Source organism: Brachymonas sp. KE5 (assembly GCF_057773645.1).
The window spans coordinates 2,211,207-2,237,492 of record NZ_CM173463.1; the positions used below are offsets into that span (position 1 = coordinate 2,211,207).

The following is a 26,286-nucleotide window of genomic DNA, read 5'->3' on the forward strand; positions in this document are numbered from 1 at the left end:
CCTTCCCCCGCACAACGCAACACTGAATATCTGGAGATTTTGAAAAATGGCAGCTAAAGACGTAGTTTTCGGCTCTGACGCCCGCGCCCGCATGGTCGAAGGCGTGAACATCCTGGCCAACGCAGTCAAGACCACCCTGGGCCCGAAAGGCCGCAACGTGGTGCTCGAGCGTTCCTTCGGCGCTCCCACCGTGACCAAGGACGGCGTGTCCGTGGCCAAGGAAATCGAGCTGAAGGACAAGCTGATGAACATGGGCGCCCAGATGGTCAAGGAAGTCGCTTCCAAGACCTCTGACAACGCCGGTGACGGCACCACCACCGCTACCGTGCTGGCCCAGGCCATCGTGCGCGAAGGCATGAAGTACGTGGCCGCCGGCATGAACCCGATGGACCTCAAGCGCGGCATCGACAAGGCTGTCGCCGCTCTGGTCGAGCAGCTCAAGGCCGCTTCCAAGCCCACCACCACCTCCAAGGAAATCGCCCAGGTCGGTTCCATCTCCGCCAACTCCGACGAATCCATCGGCCAGATCATCGCTGACGCCATGGACAAGGTCGGCAAGGAAGGCGTGATCACCGTGGAAGACGGCAAGTCCCTGCAGAACGAGCTGGACGTCGTCGAGGGCATGCAGTTCGACCGCGGCTACCTGTCTCCCTACTTCATCAACAACCCCGAGAAGCAGGTTGCCAACCTCGAGAACCCCTTCGTGCTGCTGTTCGACAAGAAGATCAGCAACATCCGCGACCTGCTGCCCGTGCTGGAAGCCGTGGCCAAGGCCGGCCGTCCGCTGCTGATCATCGCTGAAGATGTCGATGGCGAAGCACTGGCGACCCTGGTGGTCAACACCATCCGCGGCATCCTGAAGGTCGTGGCCGTCAAGGCTCCGGGCTTCGGCGACCGTCGCAAGGCCATGCTGGAAGACATCGCCATCCTGACCGGCGGCAAGGTGATCGCCGAGGAAGTGGGCCTGTCTCTGGAGAAAGTCACGCTGGCCGACCTGGGCCAGGCCAAGACGATCGAAGTGGGCAAGGAAAACACCACCATCATCGACGGCGCCGGCGCTGCTGCCGACATTGAGGCACGCGTCAAGCAGATCCGCATCCAGATCGAGGAAGCTACCTCCGACTACGACCGCGAGAAGCTGCAGGAACGCGTGGCCAAGCTGGCTGGCGGCGTGGCCGTGATCAAGGTTGGCGCTGCCACCGAAGTCGAGATGAAGGAGAAGAAGGCCCGCGTGGAAGACGCCCTGCACGCTACCCGCGCTGCCGTGGAAGAAGGCATCGTGGCCGGTGGTGGCGTGGCTCTGCTGCGCGCCCGCGCTGCCGTGGGTACCGTCCAGACTGACAACCACGACCAGGATTCCGGCGTCAAGCTGGTGTTCAAGGCCATCGAGGCTCCGCTGCGCGAAATCGTGGCCAACGCCGGCGACGAGCCGAGCGTGGTGGTGAACAAGGTGCTGGAAGGCGAAGGCAATTTCGGCTTCAACGCTGCCAACCACACCTACGGCGACATGATCGAGATGGGTATCCTGGATCCCACCAAGGTGACCCGTACCGCCCTGCAGAACGCTGCATCCGTGGCCAGCCTTATGCTGACCACCGAGTGCATGGTTGCAGAAATGCCGAAGGAAGATGCACCGGCCATGCCTGACATGGGCGGCATGGGTGGCATGGGCGGCATGATGTAATCAGCCGCACAGGCTCCGGCAAGGTCCTGGGCCTTGCCTTCCCTGTCAAACGAAACCCGCAGAGCGCAAGCCCTGCGGGTTTTTTGTTGGCCGTTTCACGGCGTGTGGCTGCTACCCGGCGCTTTCCGGCACAGGGCGGGCCAGCACCTCCAGCGCATCCGTGAGCAGTTCCACCCACTGGTTCTCGTAGCGGATTCCCCCCCGCAGTACCACATGCTGCAGCGCGGCGCCACGCTCTGCCGGCGCCCCACCCGGAAAGTCCCGCGCTTCGATCTCCCGGTACTGCGCCAGCTTGTCCTGATGCAGGGCCAGATGCCGGCGGATTTCGTCTTCCAGCCCGGTCGGGCCCACGATGGCTTCGGCACGCAGGCGCACCAGCAGGGCATCGCGCAGCACCGTGGGCTCCTCGGGCAGCCTCAGCCAGTCCCGCAGGGCCTCGCGGCCGGCCGGCAGGATGCGGTAGGCGCGCTTGCGCCCGCGCGTCGGCTCCTCGGGCAGGGATTCGATCCAGCCGGCCTCTTCCAGCCGCGCCAGTTCCCGGTAGATCTGCTGATGGGATGCGTGCCAGAAATGACCGATGGAACGGTCGAAACGCGAAGCCAGATCCGACCCCGATGCGGGCCGTTCCAGCAAGGCCGTGAGCAATGCGTGTGGAAGCGACATGGGGCCCAGTGTACCGCCGCGCCCTCCTCGGGATAACCCGATGCATTCTTTATGCAACCAGTTGCATAATCGACCCATCCGCATCTGACACTGGACCGAGACCTCATGCAAAGCCCTGCCCCGCACTATCCCCACCTGCTCGCCCCGCTCGACCTGGGCTTTACCACCCTGCGCAACCGCGTGCTGATGGGCTCCATGCACGTCGGGCTGGAAGAAGTCGACAACGGTTTCGAGCGCATGGCCGCGTTCTACGCCGAACGCGCGCGCGGCGAGGCAGGCCTGATCGTCACCGGTGGCATCGCCCCCAACGAGCGCGCCCGCCCCATGCCGGGCGGCGCCATGCTCACCACCGAGGAAGAGGCGGAGCAGCACCGCATCGTCACCCGGGCCGTGCATGCCGAAGGCGGCAAGATTGCCATGCAGATCCTGCATTTCGGCCGCTATGCCTACCATCCGGACATGGTCGCGCCCAGCGCGCTCAAGAGCCCGATCACGCCTTTCACGCCGCACGCGCTCACCGGCGACGAGGTGGAGCAGACCATCGCCGACTTCGTCCGCTGCGCCGCACTGGCGCAGCACGCCGGTTACGACGGCGTGGAGATCATGGGCAGCGAGGGCTACCTCATCAACGAATTCATCGCCCTGCGCACCAACCAGCGCACCGACGAATGGGGCGGCAGCTACGCCAACCGCATCCGCTTCCCGGTGGAGATCGTGCGCCGCGTGCGCGAGCGCGTGGGCCCCAATTTCATCATCATCTACCGCCTGTCCATGCTGGATCTGGTGGAAGGCGGCTCCACGCTGGAAGAAGTGATCCAGCTGGCGCAGGCCGTCGAGGCCGCGGGCGCCACCATCATCAACACCGGCATTGGCTGGCACGAGGCCCGCATCCCCACCATCGCCACCAGCGTGCCGCGCGGGGCCTTTGCCTGGGTGACGCAGAAGCTCATGGGCCATGTCAAGGTGCCGCTGGTGGCCACCAACCGCATCAACACGCCGGAACTGGCCGAACAGTTGCTGGCCGACGGGGTGTGCAACATGGTGTCGATGGCGCGCCCCTTCCTGGCCGATGCGCAATTCGTGCAGAAGGCGCGTGCCAGCCGCGCCGCCGACATCAACACCTGCATCGGCTGCAACCAGGCCTGCCTGGATCACACCTTCGCCGGTAAGGTCACCTCCTGCCTCGTCAACCCGCGTGCCTGCCACGAGACGCTGCTCAAGGTCGAGCCGGCTGCCTCCCTCCGGCGCGTTGCCGTGGTCGGCGCCGGCCCGGCCGGGCTGGCCTTTGCCACCACCGCGGCCGAGCGCGGCCACCAGGTCACCCTGTTCGATGCGGCTGCCGAAATCGGCGGCCAGTTCAACATCGCCAAGAAGGTGCCGGGCAAGGAGGAGTTCCACGAAACCCTGCGCTACTTCGGCCGCCGCGTGGCCCAGACCGGCGTGCATCTGCGTCTGAACACCCGCGTGAGCGCCGCCGAGCTGCATGGCTTCGACGACGTGGTACTGGCCACCGGCATTCATCCGCGCAAGCCGGACATTCCCGGCATCGATCATCCCAAGGTACTGAGCTATCTGGACGTGCTGCGCGATGGCAAGCCCGTCGGACAGCGGGTGGCGGTGATCGGCGCGGGTGGCATCGGCTTTGATGTGAGCGAATACCTGGCCCATGGCGGCGCACACGCCGCAGACGCGGCCAGCGTACCCGCCGCGCCCTTCTATGCCGAATGGGGGGTGGATACCAGCTACGCCCGGGCCGGCGGAATCGCCGAGCCGCATCCCCCCGCCTCTCCCCGCCAGATCTGGCTGCTGCAGCGCAAGACCAGCAAGGTCGGCGACGGCCTCGGCAAGACCACCGGCTGGATCCACCGCGCCTCGCTCAAGAGCCGCCACGTGAAGATGGTGGCCGGTGCCAGCTACGAGCGCATCGACGATGCCGGCCTGCACATCACGGTCGACGGCCAGCCGCAGCTGCTGGAGGTAGACAACGTGGTGATCTGCGCCGGCCAGGAACCGCAGCGCGAACTGCTGGCAGCCTGCCTCGCCGTCGGCCAGCGCGTGCACCTGATCGGCGGCGCCGACGTGGCCGCCGAACTCGACGCCAAGCGCGCCATCAAGCAAGGCACCGAACTGGCTGCCTCCCTCGAAACCGCAACCCCGTTTACCGATCCGACCATGCCCACGACCCAGACCAACGACTTCTTTACCCTGAGCGTCCAGAACGCGGTGGCACACCTGCAATTCAACCGCCCGGACCGCCTCAACGCCATGAGCCTGCCGTTCTATCCGGCGCTGCGCGATGCGGTGCGTGCGCTGGACGCCGAAGGCCAGGTGCGCGCGATGGTGATCAGTTCCACTGGCAAGCACTTCTGCGCCGGCATGTCACTGGAGACCTTTGCCAGCAGTGAGGGGCACGCCTTTGCAGTCAACACGCCTCGCGAGCGGCAGCGCTTCCAGCACATGCTGGAGCAGCTCATGGACTGCTTCACTGCGCTCGAACAGGTGCGCTTTCCGGTCATCGCGGCCGTGCAGGGCGGCTGCATCGGCGCCGGTCTGGATCTGGTCGCCGCCTGCGACATCCGCGTCTGTACCGCGGATGCCTTCTTCGCCCTGCAGGAAACGCAGATCGGCATGGTGGCCGACCTGGGCGTGCTGCAACGCCTGCCCAAGATCATTCCCGAAGGCGTGGTGCGCCAGATGGCCTACACCAGCGAGCGCCTGCCCGCCGGACGCGCCCTGAGCGCCGGCCTGGTCAACGCCGTGCTGCCCGACACCGCCGAACTGATCCACCACGCGCTGACGCTGGCACAGAACATCGCCGCCAAGTCCCCCATGGCCGTGGCCGGCAGCAAGGCCGCCATCACCTACGCCCGCGATCACGGCACGGCAGAAGCGCTGCACCACATGGCGGTGCTGCAGAGCGCCTGCTTCGATCCCGCCGAAATGGCCGAGGCAATTACCGCCTGGCAAGGCAAGCGGGACGGGGAATTCGCGCCGCTGAAGAGCATCGTCCCGCTGCAGAACGCTGCGCCGGCCGCGGCAACACAGGCGCAAGCCGGCGCAAGTGCCACGGCCCAACCCGCAGCAACCGCCAAGGCGGCTGCCCCGGCCGCTCAGACTGGCCCCGGCCTTTCGGTCCAGTCGCTCGTCAAGGAACTGCTGGCCAATGCCCAGGCCCAGGCCGTGCTCGAGCAACACCTGCCCGGCTTTGCCCAGCACCCGCAACTGGCTATGGCCAAGGGCATGCCGCTGGTGACCGTGGCCAAGTTTTCAGGGGGCCTGATCACCGAGGAACTGCTGGCCCAGGTCGACACGGCGCTCAAGGCGCTGGGCTGAGCCTGACGCTGGCGGGGCGCTTCAGCGCGGCATCATCACGACGATGGCGCCCAGCGCCAGCAGTACGCCCAGCAGGTTCAGCTTGCTGAGCGGCTCGCGAAAGGCCATGGCCCCCACCAGCGTGCCCAGCACGATCACGCCCATGTTCATCGCCGAGAACACCAGCGCCGGATTGCCCGGCAGGCTCTGGTGCGCGCGGATGTAGGTGTAGATGTTGGCGAAATTGAGTGCGCCCAGCAGAATGCCGGTCAGCAGGTGCCCCAGGCCCCAGCGCGTCTTGTTCGCTGCCAGGTACAGCAGCATCAGCACGCCGGCCAGTACAAAGGCCGCCAGCAGTCCACCCGAGAAGGCCGCGCCCGCCTTGGCCATCTGCTTGAACAGCACGTCGATCACGCCATAGCCGAACAGCACCACCAACGGCCACAACCAGGTGCCGCCCTTGCCCGCCCCGCCTTTGGAGGGCTTCCACAGCAGACACAGGAGCGCCGCAAACGCCAGCCCCACGCCCAGCATTTTCTGTTCGGTGAGCTGCTCGCCAAAGATGAGAAAGGCCGACAGCAGCGGAATGATGAGCGACAGGCGCTGCGCCGCATCGGTCCGCACGATGCCCGCGGCATGCACCGACCTGGCCAGCGCCAGGAAAATCGTCGGCAGCAGCACACCGAGCGCCAGAAAGATCCCCACCGGCTGGCCCGGACTCATCAGCTTGCCCAGATCCGGCCTGAGCAGCACGACGCAGAGCGTGGACGCCACCACATAGTTCATGAAGATGGCCTGGCGTGCATCCAGCCCCCTGCTGCGCCCGGCCTTCAGCAAGACCCCCACGGACACGCTGCACACCACGCTCGTGCCCAGAAACATCAATCCAGTTGCCAGTGACATGGAAATCCCCCGAAATCATCTGCCGCGCATCCGGGGCATTCCGGATGCGCGACGCCTGCCCGGCATTATCAAAACAACCTGCCCCGAAACCGCCTTTCTGACGAAAAAATCGTTTTTCAGCGCCATTTGCGCGTTGCCGGTAAATGCCGCGTGTTGAGCAGCTGTTGAGCCAAAAATAAAGGCAGATGCGCACAACGTGCCGCATCTGCCTGCATCTTTGCTGCGCCGCCAGGTGACCGGAATCAAGCAGGCGGTGTCCTGCGGGCCCCGATCAGGCCAGCTTCATCTTCTTCGCTTCTTCCAGTAGTTCGTCGCGGAACTTGGGATGCGCGATGGCGATCAGCGCCTTCACGCGCTCGCGTGCGGTCTTGCCGCGCAGCTGGGCCACGCCATACTCGGTCACCACGTAGTTCACATCGTTCTTGCTGGTGGTCACGAAGGTACCGTTCGCCAGCGTGGGAGTGATGCGGGAAATGGTGTCGTTCTTGGCAGTAGACGGCGTCACGATGAAGGACTTGCCGCCCCTGGAACGGTTGGCCGCACGCACGAAGTCGGCCTGGCCGCCCGTGCCGGAGTAGGCGCGCCAGCCCTGGGATTCGGAGCCGCACTGGCCGGCAAAGTCGATCGCCATGGTGGCGTTGATGGAGATCAGGTCGTCGTTCTGGCCGGCCAGATACGGATCGTTGGTGAAGTCCACCGGATGCATTTCCATCATCGGGTTGCGATCCATGAACTTGTACAGCTTGTCCGAACCCAGCGCGAAGGTGGCCAGCATCTTGCCCGGCAGGTAGTTCTTTTTGCGGTTGGTTACCACGCCAGCTTCCACCAGCGTCATGATGCCGTCACCGATCATCTCGGTGTGCACGCCCAGATCCTTCTTGTGCGTGAGCTGCATCACCACGGCATCGGGAATGGCACCGTAGCCGATCTGCAGCGTGGCACCGTCCGGAATCATGTCGGCCACGTACTTGCCGATGGCTTCCTGCACCGGGCCGATGGTGGGCAGGCCTACGGTGCTGACCGGAGTCTCGTCCTCGACGATGGCGGTCACGTCGGAAATGTGCACATGGCAGTTGCCATAGGAGAACGGCACGTTGGGGTTCACTTCAAACACCACCGCACGCGCCTTCCTGATGGCAGCCATGGTGTAGTCGGTGCCCAGGCTGACGGAGAAGTAGCCGTGGTTGTCCATGGGAGAGACCAGCGCAAACACCACGTCGGCGGGCATCTGGTTGTTCTCGTACAGCATGGGCATTTCGGAGAAATAGTTGGGGATGTAGTCCCCCCAGCCGCCGTCCACCGCGTTGCGCGTGTGGCCGCTCAGGAAGTAGGCCACGGGACGCACGTTCTCGGCGGTTTCCGGATCGAAATAGTCGAACTTGCGCACCGGCAGGATCTGCGACACCTTCACGTCGCGGAAGTTGCGGCGCTGCTCGGAAAGGGCCGTCATCAGGGCCGGAGGCTCGCCCACGCCAGTAGGCACCACCACCGTGTTTCCGTTGTGCACCAAGCCCACGGCATCGGCGGCAGACATGCGTTTTTCTTGGTATTGAGTCTGGAAAGACATTCTTGCTCCTGTGTTTCGTACGTGCTAGATCAGGGATTATCCTAGCCTGCTATCCTACTATGCAATCCTGGTGACGGGCGAATTCAGTAGCCCTGAAAGGGTAACGCTCATACAAAAAACCACGCGCGTACACAAGGCGTACGCGCGTGGCTGTCCGGGGGAAAAAGCCGCGTCAGGCGAGCTTGTTGGAACGGCGCCAGATGCCCATGGCCGCAGCATCCTTGATCAGCTGGTCACGGAAGTCCGGATGCGCGATGTTGATCAGCGCTTCGGCACGCTGCCAGGTCGACTTGCCCTTCATCTGGGCGTAGCCGAACTCGGTCACCACGTAGTGCACCAGCGAACGCGGGCAGGTCACGATGGAGCCGGGCGACAGTGTGGGCACGATGCGCGAAGCCATGGTGCCGTCCTTCTGCTTGTAGGTGGAGCCGATGCAGATCAGGCCCTTGCCACCTTCCGAGTTGAAGGCGCCCAGAATGAAGTCGAGCTGGCCACCGGTGCCGGAAATCTGGCGCGTACCGGAAGACTCGCTCGACACCTGCGTGAACAGGTCCACCTCGATGGCATTGTTGATCGCGAACACCTTCGGGTTGCGGCCGATCACGCAGGGATCGTTGGTGTAGTCCACCGGGTAGATGGCGGCTGCCGGGTTGTTGTCGAGGAAGTCGTACAGCTTCTGCGAACCCATGGCAAAGGTGTACACCATCTTGCCCTGGTCAATACCCTTGTTCTTGCCGGTGATGCGGCCGGCCTCGTACATGTCGACATAGGAGTCGGCCAGCATCTCGGTGTGCACGCCCAGGTCCTTCAGGTCGCTGTGCGCGATCATGGAGCCCACGATATTGGGCAGCGCGCCAATGCCCAACTGGATGGTGGCACCGTCCTCGAGCAGCTGCATCACGTGCTTGGCGATGCCCATGTCGGCCTCGCTGGCCTGGGTTTCGGGCAGCTGCACCAGCGGCGTGTTGGGGCCCTCGATCACCATGTCGATTTCGGAAATGTGGATGCCCTCGTCACGGCCACCCAGGCAGCGCGGCACCGTGGTGTTGACTTCCAGAATCGCCTTCTTCGCCTTGCGCAGATAATCCGGCGTCATCGAGCAGCTGGTCGAGAAGTTGAAGAAACCGTTGGCATCCATGGGAGTGACCTGGGCCACCGCCACGTCCGGGCTCTCGTACAGGCGCACTGCCTTCGGGCCCTGGTGGTAGGAGAAGGGAATGTAGCTTGCCAGGCCGCGCTCGGCGTACTTGCGGCCCAGACCGGAGAAGTGCCAGTCGTTCCAGATGAAGGATTCGCGGGCCGGATCAGCCTCGACGCAGGCCAGCGGCTTCAGGCGCGTGGTGGTGATCAGGTTCACATCCTGCAGTTCGCTGCAGCGTGCGGCCAGCGCCGCGTCGAATGCCTCGACGTTCTGCGCGAACTCGCCGACAAATACCGTGTCGCCCGACTTCACCACGGCGGCCGCCACTTCGGCGGAGACATGCTTTTGTTGATACAGATTTTGCTCGTTCATTCCCATGGTCAACCCCTCCATTACAACTAGTAGGATTTTACCATTGTCAATAGGGGAATTCGCCAGCAAAGCCGCACCGGCACACCATGAATCCCGGGGTGGTCATGCCCCGGGCACGGGACGCCCCCACACACTGGCTCCCCCGGTCGATTTGGCATAATCGCAAGATGCCGTGGACACTGCATGTCCGGCATCACCTCACAAGGAATTCCCCGTGCCCGCCTACCGTTCCAAGACTTCCACGCATGGCCGCAACATGGCCGGCGCCCGCGCCCTGTGGCGCGCCACCGGCATGACCGACGCCGACTTCGGCAAGCCGATCATCGCCATCGCCAACTCCTTCACCCAGTTCGTTCCCGGCCACGTGCACCTGCACGACCTGGGCCAGTTGGTGGCACGCGAAATCGAGGCGGCCGGCGGCATCGCCAAGGAATTCAACACCATCGCCATCGACGACGGCATTGCCATGGGCCACAGCGGCATGCTGTACAGCCTGCCCAGCCGCGACCTGATCGCCGACAGCGTGGAATACATGGTCAACGCACATTGCGCCGACGCGCTGGTCTGCATCAGCAACTGCGACAAGATCACCCCCGGCATGCTGATGGCCGCCATGCGCCTGAACATCCCGACCATCTTCGTCTCCGGCGGCCCCATGGAAGCCGGCAAGGTTATCGCCATTGCCGACGGCAACAAGGTCGAACGCAAGCTGGATCTGATCGACGCCATGATCGAGGCCGGCGACAGCAGCGTCTCCGACGAGACCGTGGCCCAGGTCGAGCGCAGCGCCTGTCCCACCTGCGGCTCCTGCTCCGGCATGTTCACCGCCAACTCCATGAACTGCCTGACCGAGGCGCTGGGCCTGTCGCTGCCCGGCAACGGCTCGCTGGTGGCCACCCATGCGCAGCGCAAAGAGTTGTTCCTCGAAGCCGGCCGCGTTGCCGTGGAACTGGCGCGCCGCTATTACGAGCAGGATGACGCCAGCGTGCTGCCGCGCAGCATCGCCACCAAGGCCGCATTCGAAAACGCCATGAGCCTGGACATCGCCATGGGCGGCTCCACCAACACCATCCTGCACCTGCTGGCCGCCGCCAGCGAAGCCGGCGTGGACTTCAAGATGGCCGATGTCGACCGCCTGAGCCGCGTCGTGCCATGCCTGTGCAAGGTGGCACCGGCCACGCAGAAGTACCATATGGAAGATGTGCACCGCGCGGGTGGCGTGATGGCCATCCTGGGCGAACTGGACCGCGCCGGCTTGATGCAGACCGGTGTCAGCACGGTGCACGCGCCCACACTGAAGGATGCCCTGCAGCAGTGGGACGTGATGCAGACCGCCGAAGGCAGCGCGGCGCACCAGCGCTTTGTGGCGGCGCCGGGCGGCATCCGCACCACGCAGGCCTTCAGCCAGAGCCGCGTCTATCCCAAACTGGATGTGGACCGCGCCGAAGGCTGCATCCGCGACAAGGAACACGCCTACTCGCTGGAAGGCGGCCTGGCCGTACTGTTCGGCAACCTGGCCGAGCGTGGCTGCGTGGTCAAGACTGCCGGTGTCGATGAAAGCATCTGGAAATTCAACGGCCGCGCCCGCGTGTTCGAGAGCCAGGACGCTGCGGTCGAAGCCATCCTGGGCGACCAGGTGGTGGCCGGCGACGTGGTGGTGATCCGCTACGAAGGCCCCAAGGGCGGCCCGGGCATGCAGGAAATGCTCTACCCCACCAGCTACCTCAAGTCCAAGCACCTGGGCAAGGCCTGCGCGCTGCTCACCGACGGCCGCTTCTCCGGCGGCACCTCGGGCCTGTCCATCGGCCACGCCTCGCCCGAAGCGGCCGAGGGCGGCACCATCGGCCTGGTGGAAGAAGGCGACACCATCGAGATCGACATCCCGAACCGCCGCATCCACCTGGCCGTGAGCGACGAGGTGCTGGCCCAGCGCCGCGCCGCCATGGAAGCCCGCGGCAAGCAGGCCTGGAAGCCGGTCAACCGCGACCGCACGGTGTCCGCCGCGCTGCGTGCATACGCCGCGATGACGACCAGCGCCGATACCGGTGCGGTGCGTGACGTGTCGCAAGTGGAGCGCTGAGCAACGCTCAAACCCATGAACCTGCAGGCGGCGGAGTGCCGCCTGCAGCTCCCTTCAAAACCTGACGATGCGCCCATCCGACTACGCGCGGCTGCTCCTGCTGGGCGCCATCTGGGGATTCAGCTTCCTGTTCATGCGCATGGTGGCGCCGGTCATCGGCGCCATCCCTACCGCGTTCTTCCGGGTGCTGTTTGCCTCGCTCGGACTCATCGTGATCCTGCTGGCCTTGCGCACGCGCTGGGACTTCCAGGGCAAGCTGCGCCAGACGCTGCTGCTGGGCGCCATCAACTCGGGCGTTCCCTTCCTGATGTACACCCTGGCGGCACGCCTGCTGCCGGCCGGGTATTCGGCCATCTTCAATGCCACCGCACCGCTCATGGGCGTGCTCATCGGCGCCCTGTTCTTCCATGAAGCTGCCACGGCGCGCAAGCTGATCGGGGTGACCGTGGGCCTGGCCGGCGTCATCCTGCTGACTGCGGTGGGGCCGGTTGCCATGGGCTGGCCGGAACTGCTGGGGGCACTGGCCTGCCTGGTCGCAACCAGCTGCTACGGGATTTCGGGCTTTCTCACCCAGCGCTGGATTCACGAGCGCGGTGGCCTCAACCCAAAACTGGTAGCCACGGGCAGCCAGTTCGGGGCCACCCTGCTGTTGCTGCCGTTCTTTGCGGCTTCCGCCACGCTCGCGCCACCGCCGAGCTGGGGCAACCCGTCACTCTGGCTGGCACTGGCCGCGCTGGGCCTGCTCTGCACCGCCTGGGCCTACATCCTCTTCTTCCGCCTGATGGAGAATATCGGCCCGGTACGCTCCCTCACTGTCACCTTTCTGGTACCCGCTTTCGGCGTCCTCTGGGGCGTCCTCTTCCTGGGCGAGCAGGTGTCCTGGGCGCATCTGGCGGGAGGCGGCATGATCGGCCTGGCCCTGTGGCTGGTGGTGTCGCATCCGGGGCAGAAAGCGGCACGCCCCTGACAAGCTGGCTGCGACCTTCCAGGGCGATTGCAGAAAAGACAAGGCCCACCGAAGTGGGCCTTGCAGGAATGCCGGAGGCAGTCAGTCAGTATCAGCTGTTGGGCTTCTTCAATGCCTGACCGTGCTCGTCACCGGCCTCGATGGAAGCAGTGTCGTCGGCAATGATGCTCAGGTCGCGCTTGCTGCGCTGCGCCGCGTTCGGGCGCTCGATCAGCCAGTACAGCGTCAGGCCGATCACCACGGCGTACACGGTGGCCTTGGCATCGGGCATGGCCAGCGTCACGGCCACGATACCGGCCACGCCGCGCTCGGCGGAGTTCTTCAGTTCTTCCATGCCCACCATGATGCAGATGTAGGCCGTCAGCACCAGCGTCAGCGACAGGGCAATCGGCAGCACGGGCTTGAACACCGACACCAGCGGCAGCACGAAGATGGCCAGCAGGCCGGTGATCCAGAAGGTACCGCCACCGGAATAGATGGAGTCCATCGCCTTGCGGCCCAGGGCGTAGCGCTCGGCCACGGTGGCGTGTGCCGCCGTCCACAGCGGGCCGGCCAGACCCGGCCACGGAGCCAGCAGGGCATGCAGGCCGTTGCGCAGCGCGGTCACGATGTGCACGCGGGTCACGTCCAGTTCGATCTTCTCGTCCTGGCGAAGGTGGTCCACGCGCTTGCACAGGGCAAAGCCGACCAGGATGTCACCGAAGGCGATCACGTAGGCGATGATGGCGGTGGGAATGGCCAGCAGGAACATGTCGGCGCTGGGCATGCCGGTGTTGTAGACGAGGTAGTTCATCATCAGCGCGAAGTTCGGCTCGGTGATGCCCCACTCGATGTCGGGCAGCGGGTACTCGCTCACCGCCCAGCCGATGCCCATGGCGATCAGCATGCCCGGGATCATGCCGAAGTTCGAGATCATCTTGGCGAAACGGTTGGTTTCGACGATGTGCTTGAACGACAGCGAGAACAGGATATAGGCCGACACGATGGAGCCGATCAACAGGGAGATCGGGGTGGCGTCGATGCGGCCGCCGGTCTTCAGCTCACCCATCATGGCGGCGATACCGGCACCGATGATGATGCCGGACTTGAGCGAGTTCGGAATCAGCGTCACCAGCTTGTTGCCCAGGCCGGTCAGGCCCAGCACCAGGAAGATGATGAACACTTCGAGCTGCAGTGCGAACATGGCGCGCACGGCCTCCGGGCCGGGCTCGAAGTTCTGCAGGTAGAGCAGCACGACCGGAATTGCCGGCGTGATCCAGCCCGGCACCAGCGGCACGCCCATCAGGGCCGGCAGCAGGTAGCCGACACCGGCCACCACACAGAAGGCCAATGCCGCCTCGTACGGCATGGCCAGGTACTTCATCAGCAGCGGAATCATGCCGAGACTGACGACAAACATGAACAGGCCCTGCACCATTTCGGGGAATTCCCAGCGGTAGTGGATGAAGGGCAATCGGATCTTGAAGGGGCCGGCTTTCCAGAACGGGTGTTCGGTGCCGTATTCTCGTTGAATGGCCATGGGTATCTAATTGTTAACAGAGTGACAAACACAGGGTTTATACCAATGACTCAGCAAAAACACTTATAGGGTTTACCCTAGTGCGGTATTGCCATGGATTTGTCATCGATCTGTCGCAAGATACCATTGCTTACACCATTCTTACCGGATGCGACACAATCGGACTAGTCTGACAGCGCCCTCTTCTTTCTGCCGGCATACTGCGAAAGACCACCATCCCCAAGGAATTGTTCCCATGCTGATCGCTGCCCCCCAGCCCCTCTCCGCTGCGCCTCGCAGGCATTTTCTGGCAGCCGCCTGCCTGTCCGTGATGTTGGCTGCCTGCGGCGGCGGAGGTGGCGGCAGCGGTAGCAGCGAGCCCCCTGGCAACCTGGGAGACCTGCGTGACGCACAAGCCATCAACACGTTGACAGCAGCCAGCATTTCGCAGGCTGCAGCACAGCCGGATAGCTGGTTCAAAGGCCTTGCGGCACGCTACGATGTCAAGACCTATCGCCTGAATTACATTACCTCGGATGCTGCGGGACGCAAGCTGCTTGCCTCGGGGCTGCTGAGCGTACCGGTCAAACCAGACGGCGCATCCAGCCCCGTCCTCAGTTATCAGCATGCCACCATCTTCCGCAACGCCGAGGCGCCGTCGCAGAACGTGGTAGCGTCCGAACCGCCAGCGCAACTGGCCGCACAGGGCTATATCGTGGTCGCGGCAGATTACATCGGCTTTGGCGCTTCCTACGGCACACAGCATCCCTACATGGAAGCCACTCCGACGGCCCGCGCGGTGGTCGACATGCTGCAAGCCAGCCGCGCATGGCAATCGCAGAACCAGGTCCGGGACAACGGGCAGCTGTTCATGATGGGCTATTCCGAGGGCGGCTACGCCACCATGGCCGCCCACCGTCTGATCCAGCAGACCGGCGGGTCCATGCTGGGCTGCCTGAAGGCGGCGGTTCCGGGCGCTGGGCCGTATGATGTCAAGGCCGCACTGGACGGCCTGCTGGAGCAGACCGTGGCAAAGTACCCGGAGCTGCAAGGGATTGTCACCCCTGAAAACCTGAGCCAGCTCGGCGACACCACACGCAAGCGCCTGCGCCAGCTGATGGTGCTGGTGCTGCTGCACAACAATCAGGGGGATGTGGTGTTCCGTGTCGATGGCATCGACCGCTATCTGGCGGGGGACCTGGACGGCCTGGCCAGATACAACAGCGTGCACCTGGGCTGGGCGCCGACCGCGCCGGTCTACCTGTTCCACGGCAAGGATGACAAGACCGTGCCCTATGCAGCCTCCACCTCCGCACTGCAGGCACTGCGGCAGCAAGGGGCGACGGCCGTGTCACTCACCGATTGCACGGCCAGCCCTGCGGACCACCTCCCTTGCGTGCCGGAATACCTGCGCTTTGCCCTGGACAGGATGGGCGCGCTGGCGCAGAACCTTTAAGCACAGTCGGGCAGGGGATGCCTCAGGCCATCTCCAGCCAGATCGTGACCGGCCCGTCATTGACCAGGGCCACCTGCATGTCGGCCGCGAAAATCCCGGTGGCGACCTCGGGATGGAGCTTTCGGGCCTGCGCCACGGTGTAGTCATACAGCGCCTGCCCCAGCGCCGCAGGCGCTGCGCCGGTAAAACTGGGCCGGTTTCCCCCGCTGCAATCCGCAGCCAGCGTGAACTGGCTGACCAGCAGCAGTCCGCCCGCCGTGCCAGCGCCATCCAGATCCTGCACGCTGCGGTTCATCTTTCCCGCAGCATCGCTGAAAATCCGCAGTTTGAGGATCTTGGCCAGCAGCCGGTCGGCAACGGCCTCGGTATCCTGCGGTTCGGCGCACAGCAGCACCAGCAAGCCGGGGCCGATCTGCCCCGTCATGGCGCCATCGACCGTGACGCTGGCTTCACGCACCCGTTGCAGCAAGGCTTTCATGCGTCGGTGCCTTCCGCGGTCGTGGCACGCGCCAGCACGGCCTCGCGCAGCATGGGCAGGCCCTCCACGCCCCAGAACACCTCCGGAGTGCCGCCCTCCTCTTCCGGCAGCAGCACGCAGGTGGGCACGCCGAAAACGCCGTGCGCAATGGCCGCCTCGCCAAGGGCGAACAATTCCTGCTTCACTTCCGAGTCAGCCGGATCCCGCACGGCCGGCAGGTCTCGCACCAACTCCTGCCACACCTGATCGCGCAGGGCCGGATCATCGGCATCACGGCCGCCCTGCCAGATCGCATCGAACAGCGTTTCGCACACATGGCGACCGGGCTGCCCCTGCGGGCTGGCGGCCAGCGCCATGCGCAACCAGGGGATGGACGAAAACGGATGGCTCGCCGGCGGGGCAAACTCCAGTCCCTGTTCGCGCGCCAGCCAGCCGGCATGGCGAAACAGCCATTCGCGCTTGGGCGGCAGGCTCACCGGAACGGGCGTGCCATGCGCTTTCAGCAGCGCTCCCAGCACCAGCGGCCGATACACCATCTGGTAGGGCAGACCAAACAGCGTGCGCGGCAAGGCATGGAAGGCCACATAGGCGTAGGGCGAGACGAAATCGAAATAAAAGTGGATGACAGGCATGGCGGCAGAACTCCTCAGCGTGGCACGGCGGCCTGGCTGCGCGCCATCAGCGCCTGCCAGATCGCTTTCTTCTCGTCCTCGTCCAGCACCGACCAGTGGGCGATTTCATCCAGCGTGCGCCAGCACCCGCGGCACTGGCCGCTGGCCGGATCGATCTGGCAGACGTTGATGCAGGGGGACGGGACTTGCGGCATGGCGAGCGCACAGGCGATGCGCTCCGCGAGCTTGCGGCTTTCTGCCGCCCGGTTGGATACGGAGGAACTGGGCATGGACGCATTATCCAGGCAAAAGAAAGGGCCACCCCGTGGCCCCCGGAAAGCTCCCGTACCCGCTCAGGCGCAAGCGGCCGACGCGCGCTTGGTCAGCAGCGCGCGCGCCACGCGCGAGCCGGACGGACGGCCCAGGAAGTCGCTGATCATCTGGCCGGCGTCAATCAGCTTGTCCAGGTCGATGCCGGTATCGATACCCATGCCGTGCAGCATGTAGACCACGTCCTCGGTCGCCACGTTGCCCGTGGCGCCCTTGGCGTAGGGGCAGCCGCCCAGGCCGGCCACAGATGTTTCATGCTGCCACACGCCCATCTGCACCGCAGCCAGCGTATTGGCCAGTGCCTGGCCGTAGGTGTCGTGGAAGTGGCCGCTGATCTGGTCCACGCTGAAGTGCTTGAGCGTAGCCTCGATGGCACGCTGCACCTTGAGCGGGGTGCCGACGCCGATCGTGTCGGCCACGGCCACCTGCTGCACGCCGATGTTCTTCAGCAGGCCGGCCAGGTATTCCACGCGCTCGGGCGCAATCTCGCCCTCGTAGGGGCAGCCCACGGTGCAGCTCATGGCGGCACGCACTTTCATGCCCGCCGCCAGCGCGGCCTCGACCACCGGAGCGAAACGCTCGATGCTCTCGGCGATGGAGCAGTTGATGTTCTTCTGGCTGAAGGCCTCGCTGGCCGCACCGAACACGGTCACTTCATCCGGCCGGGTCAGCACGGCTGCCTCATAGCCCTTCATGTTCGGCACCAGCACCGAGTAGACCACGCCCGGCTTGCGCTGGATCGCGTTCATCACCTCGGTGTTGTCGCCCATCTGCGGTACCCACTTGGGGCTGACGAAGCTGGTGGTTTCCAGCTTGGTCACGCCGGCATCCACCAGGCGATGGATCAGGTCCACCTTGATGTCGGTCGGCACGGTCTGCTTTTCGTTCTGCAGGCCGTCGCGCGGACCGAGTTCGATGATCTGGGCCTTGGTCGGCAGGGACATGCTCATCGTGCTGCTCCTTTACGCCGACTTCAGGGTCAGCAGTTCGTCGCCGTCCTGCACCTGGTCGCCCGGGGCAAACAGCAGTTCGACCACTTCGCCATCGGCCGGTGCGGAGATGGTATGCTCCATTTTCATGGCCTCCATCACCGCCAGCGGCTGGCCCTTGGTGACCTTGTCGCCGGCCTTGACGGCGAAGGACACCACCTTGCCCGGCATCGGCGCCGTCAGGCGGCCACCCTCGCCACCCTCGCCGGAGTGGAACAGGGAGTCGACCACGGTAATTTGACTGGAGCCACGCTGGCTGAACACGTTCAGTTCCTCGCCATCCAGCCAGGCCTGCAGCACCTGGCGGTCTTCGCCGTAGCGCACGTCCATGCGGCCGTCATCGCGCTCTTCCACGATCAGCGGGCCTTCGGTCAGGATTTCGGGGCGCAGCGTGCCGTCCGGCTTGCTGATCACGATGTAGTAGCTGCCGTCGTGCTCGTAGCGCAGGTCTGCCTGCAGCGGCTGGTCGCGGTACATCAGCTGGAACTGGCGGCTGAAACCGCCATAGGCGCGCCAGCCGTCGCGGCGGCTGAACGGATCCTTGCCCTGCAGCTGCTTGTTCTCGTTGAAGATGCGGTGGCCGATGGCGGCTGCCACGCTCATGGGCATGCCCAGGCTGTCCTGGCCGAAAAGCACGTCGGCTTCGCGCGGAATCAGCGCGGTATCGAGCCTGGCCTGGCTGAAGGACTCGGTGGCCAGGATCTGGCGCAGGAACTGCACGTTGGTGGTCAGACCGACGATACGCATATGCGCCAGCGCGCCGTCCAGGCGGGCCAGCGCCTGCTCGCGGTCGGCACCCCAGACGATCAGCTTGGCGATCATGGAGTCGTAGAACGGGCTGATGGCATCGCCTTCACGCACGCCGGAGTCCACGCGCGCGTCGGCACGTTCGAAGGTCACGCTCCATTCGGGCGTGCGGTAGACCTTCAGCGTGCCGGTCACCGGCAGGAAGTTGTTCTCGGGATTCTCGGCGTTGATACGTGCCTCGATGGCGTGGCCCTTGATCTGCAGCTCTTCCTGCTTCTTCGGCAAGGGCTCGCCAGCGGCCACGCGCAGCTGCCACTCGACCAGATCGGTGCCGGTGATGGCTTCGGTCACCGGGTGCTCCACCTGCAGGCGGGTGTTCATTTCCATGAAGTAGAACTTCATTTCTTCCGGCTTGTCGTAGCCACCCGGCTGCTCGACGATGAATTCCACCGTGCCGGCGCCCACGTAGTTCACCGCGCGGGCGGCGGCCACGGCGGCCTCGCCCATCTGCTTGCGCAGCTCGGGCGTCATGCCGGGAGCGGGCGCTTCTTCCAGCACCTTCTGGTGGCGGCGCTGCACGGAACAGTCACGCTCGAACAGGTACACGTAGTTGCCATGCGTATCGCCAAATACCTGGATCTCGATGTGGCGCGGACGCAGCACGTATTTCTCGACCAGCACGGCGTCATCACCGAAGCTGTTGATGGCTTCGCGCTTGCAGGATTCGAGCGCAGCGGCGAAGTCCTCGGCCTTCTCGACCAGACGCATGCCCTTGCCACCGCCACCGGCGCTGGCCTTGATCAGCACGGGGTAGCCGATGCGGTCGGCTTCCTTCTTCAGCAGTTCGGGATCCTGATCGGCACCGTGGTAGCCCGGCACCAGCGGCACGCCGGCCTGCTCCATCAGGCGCTTGGATTCGGCCTTCAAGCCCATGGCCAGAATGGCGGAGGCGGGCGGGCCGATGAACACCAGACCGGCGTCGGCACAGGCCTGGGCAAATTCCTCGTTCTCGCTCAGGAAGCCGTAGCCCGGGTGGATCGCCTGGGCGCCCTTGGCCTTGGCAGCATCGATGATGCGCTGCCACTGCAGGTAGCTGTCCTTGGGCGCGCTGCCGCCCACATGCACCGCCTCGTTGCACAGCTGCACGTGCTTGGAACGCGCATCGGCATCGGAATACACCGCCACCGTCTGCACGCCCATGCGACGCGCCGTGGAAGCCACGCGGCAGGCAATTTCGCCGCGGTTGGCAATCAGGATTTTCTTGAACATCACAGTCTCCTTGGTATCTATTGTCGGGATCAAGCGGCCGTCAGGGTGACGGCGCCGGCTCCGCCCCGAACCATGTTTTCAAACGGCGAATGGCGGCGCGCAGGAAGCGCACCAGAAGAATCGTTACGAGCACCATCAGCACCACGGCCACCAGCAGCACCACGCCAAAGATGACGGGCTGGTTGACCGCAAGCCAGACGATGCCGACCACCAGCCCGTCCTCGAACAGGCTGGCCGCCACGTTGCTGAAAGGCTCGGGCGAGGTGTTGATGGCAGCGCGCGTGGTGGTCTTGGCGGCCTGGCTGGTGGCAGCCAGCGTACCGCCCAGAATCGTGGCCACCAGCGTCATGGTGCCGCCATCGGCTCCGAACACGCTGCCGGCCAGCGCGGCGCCGGCGGGAATACGGATCACGCTGTTGGCCAGATCCCAGACACTGTCCAGCCCCGGGATCTTGTCGGCAAAGAACTCCATGAACAGCATGAAGCCGCTGGCGGCGAGCACGACCGGGCTTTGCAGCATGTGCATGCTCTCGGGCAGCGGCACCCAGCCCAACAGGCCGATCAGGCCGGTGATGAACACCACCGCGTACAAGCGGAAGCCGCTGGCCCAGCCAAGCGCGCCGGCCAGCGCCAGCATGCCTGCCATGTCCATGCGGCCCAGGGCCTGACCCGCGACATCCCCCGCTGCATGCCCCGTGCCGCTCATGGCAACGCCAGCCTGCTGCAGGTAGGGCAGCAACTGCTGCCACCATTGCATGAGGGTTTCCGTCATGGCTTCCTCCTCCCGGACTCCGCAGCACGGCCCTGCGCCCGCTCCTTGGGGAGCAGGGACACAGCCGTGGAAATGCGGATGAGGTTCATGAGGATCTCAGGCATAGCAGCGCGGCAGGACGCTCAGTCCTTTTTCTCGAGCCAGGACGGCTTGCGCTTCTGCAGGAAGCTCTGCACGCCCTCGCGGCCCTCTTCGCTGGCACGGATGTCGGCAATGCCGGCCACCGTGTCTGCGATCAGTTCGGGGGTGATTTCCTGTTCGGCCACGTCCTGCACCAGCAGCTTGCAAGCCTTGACGGCTGCGGGGCTGGCCATGCACAGGGCCTTGGCGATTTCTGCCACCTTGGCGTCGAGTTGCTCGGCCGTGACCAGTTCGTGCACGAAGCCGATGCGGTGGGCTTCCTTGGCATCAAAGCGTTCGGCCGTGAGGAAGTAGCGGTGCGAGGCGCGCGGGCCCATGGCACGGATCACGTAGGGGCTGATGGTGGCTGGGATCAGGCCCAGCTTGACTTCGCTCAGGCAGTAGTTGGCGGTGTCCACGCTGACCACCATGTCGCAGGCAGCCACCAGGCCCATGCCACCGGCATAGACGTCGCCCTGCACGCGGGCGATGGTCGGCTTGGGGCAGGTATAGATCACGCGCAGCATTTCGGCCAGCTTGCCGGCGTCAGCGAGGTTCTCGTCACGCGTGTAGTCGGCCATGCGGCGCATCCAGTTCAGGTCGGCACCGGCGCAGAAGGCCGGACCTTCGGCGGCCAGCACCACGCAGCGCACGTCGGCGTTGTTGCCGATATCGGTAAAGGCCTGGGTCAGCTCGGCGATGACTTCATCGTTGAAGGCATTGCGCACGTCCGGACGGCTCAGCGTGAGGGTGGCCACATGGCCTTCGATGGTGGTCACGAGTGCGGTCATGAATCAAACTCCGTCTTGTCGTTATGACTGGCTGCCGCGGCCGGTGCGCGCTGCACGCAGGCCGTAGCGATCCAGGAAGCTGGCCACGCGGGGCTGCCAGATTCCCGGAAAATGGGTAAACAGGGCATGGCCGTCGGCGCCCACGCGCCCCACGTCCACAAACTCGCCCGTGCCGCCGATGCGGCTGTAGGCGTCGAACCACTGCTTCGGTACGGTGGCACCGAAATAGCGGTCGTTGCTGGCATAGAGCCAGAGCGTCGGCACGCGCACGGCGGTGCCAAAGCTGCGCAACTGCTGCGCCAGCGGAAAGGTGGAACAGGGTTGGCCAGGACGCAGCCTGGGATCACCTCCGGCTCCGCCAGACACATTCACCACCGCCTGCAGGCCAGCCGGCTTGCGCGCCGCAACGGCCAGCGCCACGATGCCGCCATAGGAGTGGCCCACCAGCACGGTGCGGTCCTGCGCTATCACGGGGCGCTTGCGCACCGCCTCGAGCACGGCCAGAGTCTGGTCGGCCGCAGCCTGGAAGCCCGGACCGAACTCGCGCCGCTCGCAATTGCCCGAGGCCTCCACATCGCGCCCGCCGGTCACGCCGTAGCCGATGCGCGTAGGCACCGCCACCACGTAACCGCGCTTGACGAAGAAGTCCACCGCTGCCGAAAAACGGGCCCGGCCCATGTCGGCCTTGGCCGCGCTGTCGGCCGGACGGCCGTGCAGGATGACGGCGACCGGTGCCACGCCCTTGCGCGCATCGTCGCGGAACAGCGAAGTACGGACCAGCCGCGTTTCGCTCTGGCCGTAACGGTCCTGAACGGTGACCGGCACCTCCAGCCGCTCCTCCTGCAGGCGCGCCTGCGCACTGGCCGCCACGGCGGCCAGCGTTGCAAGAAGGAACAGCTTGCGCAGCACGGCCCGTCCTGCGTTACATGCGGAAGATACCGAACTTCGGCTCTTCGATCGGGGCGTTGTACGCTGCGCTCAGGCCCAGGGCCAGCATGCGGCGCGTGTCGGCCGGATCGATGATGCCGTCGTCCCACAGGCGAGCGGTAGCGTAGTAGGGGTGGCCCTGCTCTTCGTACTGCTGGCGGATCGGGGCCTTGAAGGCCTCCTCTTCCTCGGCAGACCAGGTGCCGCCCTTGGCCTCGATGCCATCACGGCGCACGGTAGCCAGCACACCAGCCGCCTGCTCGCCGCCCATCACGGAGATGCGGGCATTCGGCCACATCCACAGGAAGCGCGGGCTGTAGGCGCGACCGCACATGCCGTAGTTGCCGGCGCCGAAGGAGCCGCCGATCACCACGGTGAACTTGGGCACGTTGGCAGTGGCCACCGCCGTCACCATCTTGGCGCCGTGGCGGGCAATGCCCTCGTTCTCGTACTTGCGGCCGACCATGAAGCCGGTAATGTTCTGCAGGAACACCAGCGGGATCTTGCGGTGGCAGCACAGCTCGATGAAATGGGCGCCCTTCTGTGCGCTCTCGCCGAACAGAATGCCGTTGTTGGCAATGATGCCGACCTTCATGCCCTCGATGCGGGCAAAGCCGCACACCAGCGTGGTGCCGAAGCGGGCCTTGAATTCGTCCAGTTCGGAGTCATCCACGATACGGGCAATCACTTCGCGCACGTCAAACGGTTTGCGCGTGTCGGTCGGGATGATGCCGTAGAGTTCCTTGGCGTCGTAGCGCGGCGGCTTGGGCTCGGCGTACTGCGGCAGGTCGGCTTTCTGGTGGTTCAGGTTGTCGACGATGCTGCGCGCCAGCGACAGCGCGTGCATGTCGTTCTGCGCCAGGTGGTCGGCCACGCCGGACAGGCGGGTGTGCACATCGCCACCGCCCAGGTCTTCGGCCGTCACCACCTCACCGGTGGCCGCCTTCACCAGCGGCGGGCCGCCCAGGAAAATCGTGCCCTGGTTCTTGACGATGATGGTCTCGTCGCTCATGGCCGGCACGTAGGCGCCACCGGCGGTGCATGACCCCATCACCACGGCGATCTGGGCGATGCCCTGGGCGCTCAGGTTGGCCTGGTTGTAGAAGATGCGGCCGAAGTGGTCGCGGTCCGGGAACACATCGTCCTGGTTGGGCAGGTTGGCACCGCCACTGTCCACCAGATAGATACACGGCAGGTGGTTCTGCTGGGCGATTTCCTGCGCACGCAGGTGCTTCTTCACCGTCATCGGGTAGTAGGTGCCGCCCTTCACGGTAGCGTCGTTGCAGACGATCAGGCAGTCCACGCCGGAAACGCGGCCGATGCCGGTGATCACGCCCGCGCCGGGAGCGGAATCGCTGCCGTCACGGTCGGGGTACATGTTCATGGCGGCCAGCGGCGACAGTTCCAGGAAGGGCGTGCCGGGGTCGAGCAGCATCTCGACGCGCTGGCGCGGCAGCAGCTTGCCGCGGGCCACGTGCTTGTCACGGGCGGCCTCGGGGCCGCCCAGCGCCACGCGCTCGACGTGCTGGCGCAGGTCGTCCACAACGGCCTGCATGGCTGCAGCGTTGGCCTGGAATTCGGCCGAGCGCGCATTGAGTTTGGATTGGATAACGGGCATGGTGCAATCTCCTTGTGCGCAGGGCGCGCGCTGGCGCCCCGCTGACTTCTCGTATTCTGTGCGGCCGGCAACACAGCGCCGGCCTGGCCGATCAGGCCGTCTTGGCTTCGTGCAGGCCCAGCTCTTCCTTCATCGCGTCGCGAATCTTGAACTTCTGGATCTTGCCGGTGACCGTCATCGGGAATTCCTCGACGAAGCGCAGGTACTTGGGCACCTTGTAGTGGGCGATCTGGCCCTTGCAGAATTCGCGGATCTGCTCTTCGTCCAGCTTCTGGCCGGGCTTGGCGATGATCCACGCGCACAGCTCCTCGCCATAGCGCTCGTCGGGCACGCCGACCACCTGCACGTCCTGCACCTTGGGATGGCGGTACAGGAATTCCTCGATCTCGCGCGGGTAGACGTTCTCGCCGCCGCGGATCACCATGTCCTTGATGCGGCCGACGATGTTGACGTAGCCCTGCTCGTCCATGGTGGCCAGGTCGCCGGTGTGCATCCAGCCTTCTTCGTCCACGGCTTCCTTGGTCTTGGCTTCATCGCCCCAGTAGCCGTGCATGACGGAGTAGCCGCGCGTGCACAATTCGCCGGAGGTGCCGCAGGCCACGGTCTCGCCGCTCTCGGGATCGACGATCTTCACTTCCAGGTTGGGCTGCACTAGACCGACGGTGGAGACGCGGCGGTCCAGCGGCGTGTCGACGCTGGACTGGCAGCTCACCGGGCTGGTTTCGGTCATGCCGTAGGCGATGGTGACCTGACTCATGTGCATTTCGCTCACGACGCGCTTCATCACCTCGATCGGGCAGGGAGAGCCGGCCATGATGCCGGTGCGCAGCGTGGACAGGTCGAAATCCTTGAATTGCGGGTGGTCCAGTTCGGCAATGAACATGGTGGGTACGCCATGCAGCGCCGTGCATTTCTCGTCCTGCACGGTCTGCAGCACCAGCAGCGGGTCGAACGCATCGTTGGGGTAGACCACGCAGGCGCCGTGCGTCATGCAGGCCAGGTTGCTCATCACCATGCCGAAGCAGTGGTACAGCGGCACCGGGCAGCACAGGCGGTCCTTGTCGGTCAGCTCGATGCACTCGCCGACGAACCAGCCGTTGTTCAGGATGTTGCGGTGCGTGAGCGTGGCGCCCTTGGGGAAGCCGGTGGTGCCGCTGGTGAACTGGATGTTGATCGGGTCGGTGTTCTTCAGCGTCTTCTGCACGGCCGCGACCTGCGGATCGAGCTGGTCGCCGGTGGCAATCCACTCTGAGAAGCGCTGCATGCCGGGGATCTCATCGCCCTGGCCGGCCACGTCGATCCAGACGATGCGGCGCAGCGAGGGCATGCGGGAAATGGCCAGCATGCCAGGGTGGCACTTGGGCAGTTCGGGCGCCAGTTCCTGCAGCATGCCGACATAGTTGCTGGTCTTGAAGCTGGGCATGACGATGATGGCCTTGCAGCCCACCTTGTTCACCGCATACTCCACCTCGGCCACACGGTAGGCCGGGTTGATGTTGACCAGCACCACGCCGATCTTGGCGGTAGCCACCTGCACCAGCAACCATTCGGCGTTGTTGTGCGACCAGATGCCGACGCGGTCGCCCTTCTGCAGGCCGCTCTTGAGCATGGCGCTGGCCAGTTGCGTGGCCTTGAGCTGGAGCTGGTGGTAGGTGTAGCGGATACCCTGGTGACGGCTCACCAGCACTTCGTGATCGGGATATTTGGCAACCACGCCATCAAAGTGATCGCCGATGGTGACTTCGAGCAGGGGCTTGTCGGTGTCACCCTTGTCATAGCTGTTGGGCAGCGGCGCGTTGGGGGATTGCACCACGTGGTGTTGCGGAATATCTTTGGCGTCCATCGTTGTCTCCTGAGGTTTTGACCAGTTGTTCAGTGCAGCGCCGATGACGCTCGTGCCCCATCCTGCACGCTGCACTCCTATGAAACTTGTCGAGCTCCGGGGGCACCGTCTTGTGTGCGGTACTTGCCGGCGCCGGGCATGGCTTCGC

20 protein-coding genes and 2 pseudogenes are annotated in these 26,286 nt (G+C 65.0%); 7 read left to right on the forward strand and 15 right to left on the reverse strand.

What is annotated here, in order from left to right; genetic code table 11:
• Window positions 1-46: 46 nt before the first annotated feature.
• Window positions 47-1,684: a chaperonin GroEL gene (groL, locus tag ACX36O_RS10470; RefSeq protein WP_213361428.1), complete on the forward strand. Its 1,638-nt coding sequence runs from the start codon at window positions 47-49 to the stop codon at window positions 1,682-1,684.
• Between the two features lie 111 nt (window positions 1,685-1,795).
• On the opposite strand, the gene ACX36O_RS10475 is transcribed toward groL, so the two are convergent.
• Complete coding sequence (locus ACX36O_RS10475) at window positions 1,796-2,347, reverse strand: PadR family transcriptional regulator (RefSeq protein WP_488359748.1); 552 nt, start codon at window positions 2,345-2,347, stop codon at window positions 1,796-1,798.
• Window positions 2,348-2,452: 105 nt separating this feature from the next.
• Between ACX36O_RS10475 and ACX36O_RS10480 the strand changes: the two are divergent.
• Window positions 2,453-4,489, forward strand: a pseudogene (locus ACX36O_RS10480) (oxidoreductase); the annotation flags it as partial.
• Window positions 4,490-4,573: 84 nt separating this feature from the next.
• Window positions 4,574-5,680: pseudogene (locus ACX36O_RS10485) on the forward strand (enoyl-CoA hydratase-related protein); the annotation flags it as partial.
• 21 nt (window positions 5,681-5,701) lie between these two features.
• On the opposite strand, the gene ACX36O_RS10490 reads toward ACX36O_RS10485, so the two are convergent.
• Window positions 5,702-6,556 carry an EamA family transporter gene (locus ACX36O_RS10490; protein WP_213362721.1) on the reverse strand — a complete coding sequence of 285 codons (855 nt, stop codon included), beginning with the start codon at window positions 6,554-6,556 and terminating at the stop codon, window positions 5,702-5,704.
• On the opposite strand from ACX36O_RS10490, the gene ACX36O_RS10495 reads away from it, so the two are divergent.
• Window positions 6,444-6,719: a hypothetical protein gene (locus ACX36O_RS10495; RefSeq protein ID WP_213362831.1), complete on the forward strand. Its 276-nt coding sequence runs from the start codon at window positions 6,444-6,446 to the stop codon at window positions 6,717-6,719. The two genes, ACX36O_RS10490 and ACX36O_RS10495, sit on opposite strands and share 113 nt — an antisense overlap.
• Window positions 6,720-6,833: 114 nt before the next feature.
• Here ACX36O_RS10495 and ACX36O_RS10500 read toward each other — a convergent pair whose 3' ends face one another.
• Both ACX36O_RS10500 and ACX36O_RS10505 read right to left on the reverse strand, forming a co-directional pair.
• Window positions 6,834-8,129 (reverse strand): acetyl-CoA hydrolase/transferase family protein, encoded by a 1,296-nt coding sequence (locus tag ACX36O_RS10500; RefSeq protein WP_213361432.1) that lies wholly within the window; start codon window positions 8,127-8,129, stop codon window positions 6,834-6,836.
• Window positions 8,130-8,301: 172 nt separating this feature from the next.
• Window positions 8,302-9,642 carry an acetyl-CoA hydrolase/transferase family protein gene (locus ACX36O_RS10505; RefSeq protein ID WP_371686977.1) on the reverse strand — a complete coding sequence of 447 codons (1,341 nt, stop codon included), beginning with the start codon at window positions 9,640-9,642 and terminating at the stop codon, window positions 8,302-8,304.
• 214 nt (window positions 9,643-9,856) lie between these two features.
• Here ACX36O_RS10505 and ilvD point away from each other — a divergent pair, with 214 nt between their 5' ends.
• Both ilvD and ACX36O_RS10515 read left to right on the forward strand, forming a co-directional pair.
• Window positions 9,857-11,722 carry a dihydroxy-acid dehydratase gene (gene ilvD, locus ACX36O_RS10510; protein WP_213361436.1) on the forward strand — a complete coding sequence of 622 codons (1,866 nt, stop codon included), beginning with the start codon at window positions 9,857-9,859 and terminating at the stop codon, window positions 11,720-11,722.
• A gap of 67 nt (window positions 11,723-11,789) precedes the next feature.
• Complete coding sequence (locus tag ACX36O_RS10515) at window positions 11,790-12,689, forward strand: DMT family transporter (protein ID WP_488359749.1); 900 nt, start codon at window positions 11,790-11,792, stop codon at window positions 12,687-12,689.
• Between the two features lie 91 nt (window positions 12,690-12,780).
• Here the strand turns inward: ACX36O_RS10515 and ACX36O_RS10520 are convergent, their stop codons facing one another.
• Entirely contained in the window at window positions 12,781-14,208 is a 1,428-nt protein-coding gene (locus tag ACX36O_RS10520) for a solute carrier family 23 protein (protein ID WP_488359750.1), read from the reverse strand.
• A gap of 235 nt (window positions 14,209-14,443) precedes the next feature.
• Here ACX36O_RS10520 and ACX36O_RS10525 point away from each other — a divergent pair, with 235 nt between their 5' ends.
• A complete protein-coding gene (locus tag ACX36O_RS10525) occupies window positions 14,444-15,643 on the forward strand; it encodes an alpha/beta hydrolase family protein (protein WP_488359751.1) in 1,200 nt (399 codons plus the stop codon).
• 22 nt (window positions 15,644-15,665) lie between these two features.
• Here ACX36O_RS10525 and dtd read toward each other — a convergent pair whose 3' ends face one another.
• The 10 genes from dtd to ACX36O_RS10575 form a co-directional block, all read right to left on the reverse strand.
• A complete protein-coding gene (gene dtd, locus ACX36O_RS10530) occupies window positions 15,666-16,121 on the reverse strand; it encodes a D-aminoacyl-tRNA deacylase (RefSeq protein ID WP_488359752.1) in 456 nt (151 codons plus the stop codon).
• Window positions 16,118-16,753 (reverse strand): DsbA family protein, encoded by a 636-nt coding sequence (locus tag ACX36O_RS10535; RefSeq protein ID WP_371686973.1) that lies wholly within the window; start codon window positions 16,751-16,753, stop codon window positions 16,118-16,120. Before ACX36O_RS10535 ends, dtd begins: the two co-directional genes overlap by 4 nt.
• 14 nt (window positions 16,754-16,767) lie before the next feature.
• Window positions 16,768-17,022, reverse strand: coding sequence for a DUF1289 domain-containing protein (locus ACX36O_RS10540; RefSeq protein ID WP_213361446.1), 255 nt, complete (start codon window positions 17,020-17,022; stop codon window positions 16,768-16,770).
• 63 nt (window positions 17,023-17,085) lie between these two features.
• Window positions 17,086-18,006 (reverse strand): hydroxymethylglutaryl-CoA lyase, encoded by a 921-nt coding sequence (locus tag ACX36O_RS10545; protein WP_213362722.1) that lies wholly within the window; start codon window positions 18,004-18,006, stop codon window positions 17,086-17,088.
• An 18-nt stretch (window positions 18,007-18,024) separates the two neighbouring features.
• On the reverse strand, window positions 18,025-20,067 hold the full coding sequence (locus tag ACX36O_RS10550) for an acetyl/propionyl/methylcrotonyl-CoA carboxylase subunit alpha (RefSeq protein WP_488359753.1): 2,043 nt from the start codon (window positions 20,065-20,067) through the stop codon (window positions 18,025-18,027).
• 40 nt (window positions 20,068-20,107) lie between these two features.
• Window positions 20,108-20,839, reverse strand: a complete 732-nt coding sequence (locus ACX36O_RS10555) for a DUF4126 domain-containing protein (RefSeq protein ID WP_488359754.1) — start codon at window positions 20,837-20,839, stop codon at window positions 20,108-20,110.
• Window positions 20,840-20,961: 122 nt separating this feature from the next.
• Window positions 20,962-21,750 (reverse strand): enoyl-CoA hydratase/isomerase family protein, encoded by a 789-nt coding sequence (locus ACX36O_RS10560; RefSeq protein WP_371698816.1) that lies wholly within the window; start codon window positions 21,748-21,750, stop codon window positions 20,962-20,964.
• A gap of 21 nt (window positions 21,751-21,771) precedes the next feature.
• Window positions 21,772-22,659, reverse strand: coding sequence for an alpha/beta hydrolase family protein (locus ACX36O_RS10565; RefSeq protein WP_488359755.1), 888 nt, complete (start codon window positions 22,657-22,659; stop codon window positions 21,772-21,774).
• Between the two features lie 13 nt (window positions 22,660-22,672).
• On the reverse strand, window positions 22,673-24,295 hold the full coding sequence (locus ACX36O_RS10570; RefSeq protein WP_213361450.1) for a carboxyl transferase domain-containing protein: 1,623 nt from the start codon (window positions 24,293-24,295) through the stop codon (window positions 22,673-22,675).
• A gap of 91 nt (window positions 24,296-24,386) precedes the next feature.
• Window positions 24,387-26,138 (reverse strand): AMP-binding protein, encoded by a 1,752-nt coding sequence (locus ACX36O_RS10575; protein WP_213361452.1) that lies wholly within the window; start codon window positions 26,136-26,138, stop codon window positions 24,387-24,389.
• Window positions 26,139-26,286 lie beyond the last annotated feature (148 nt).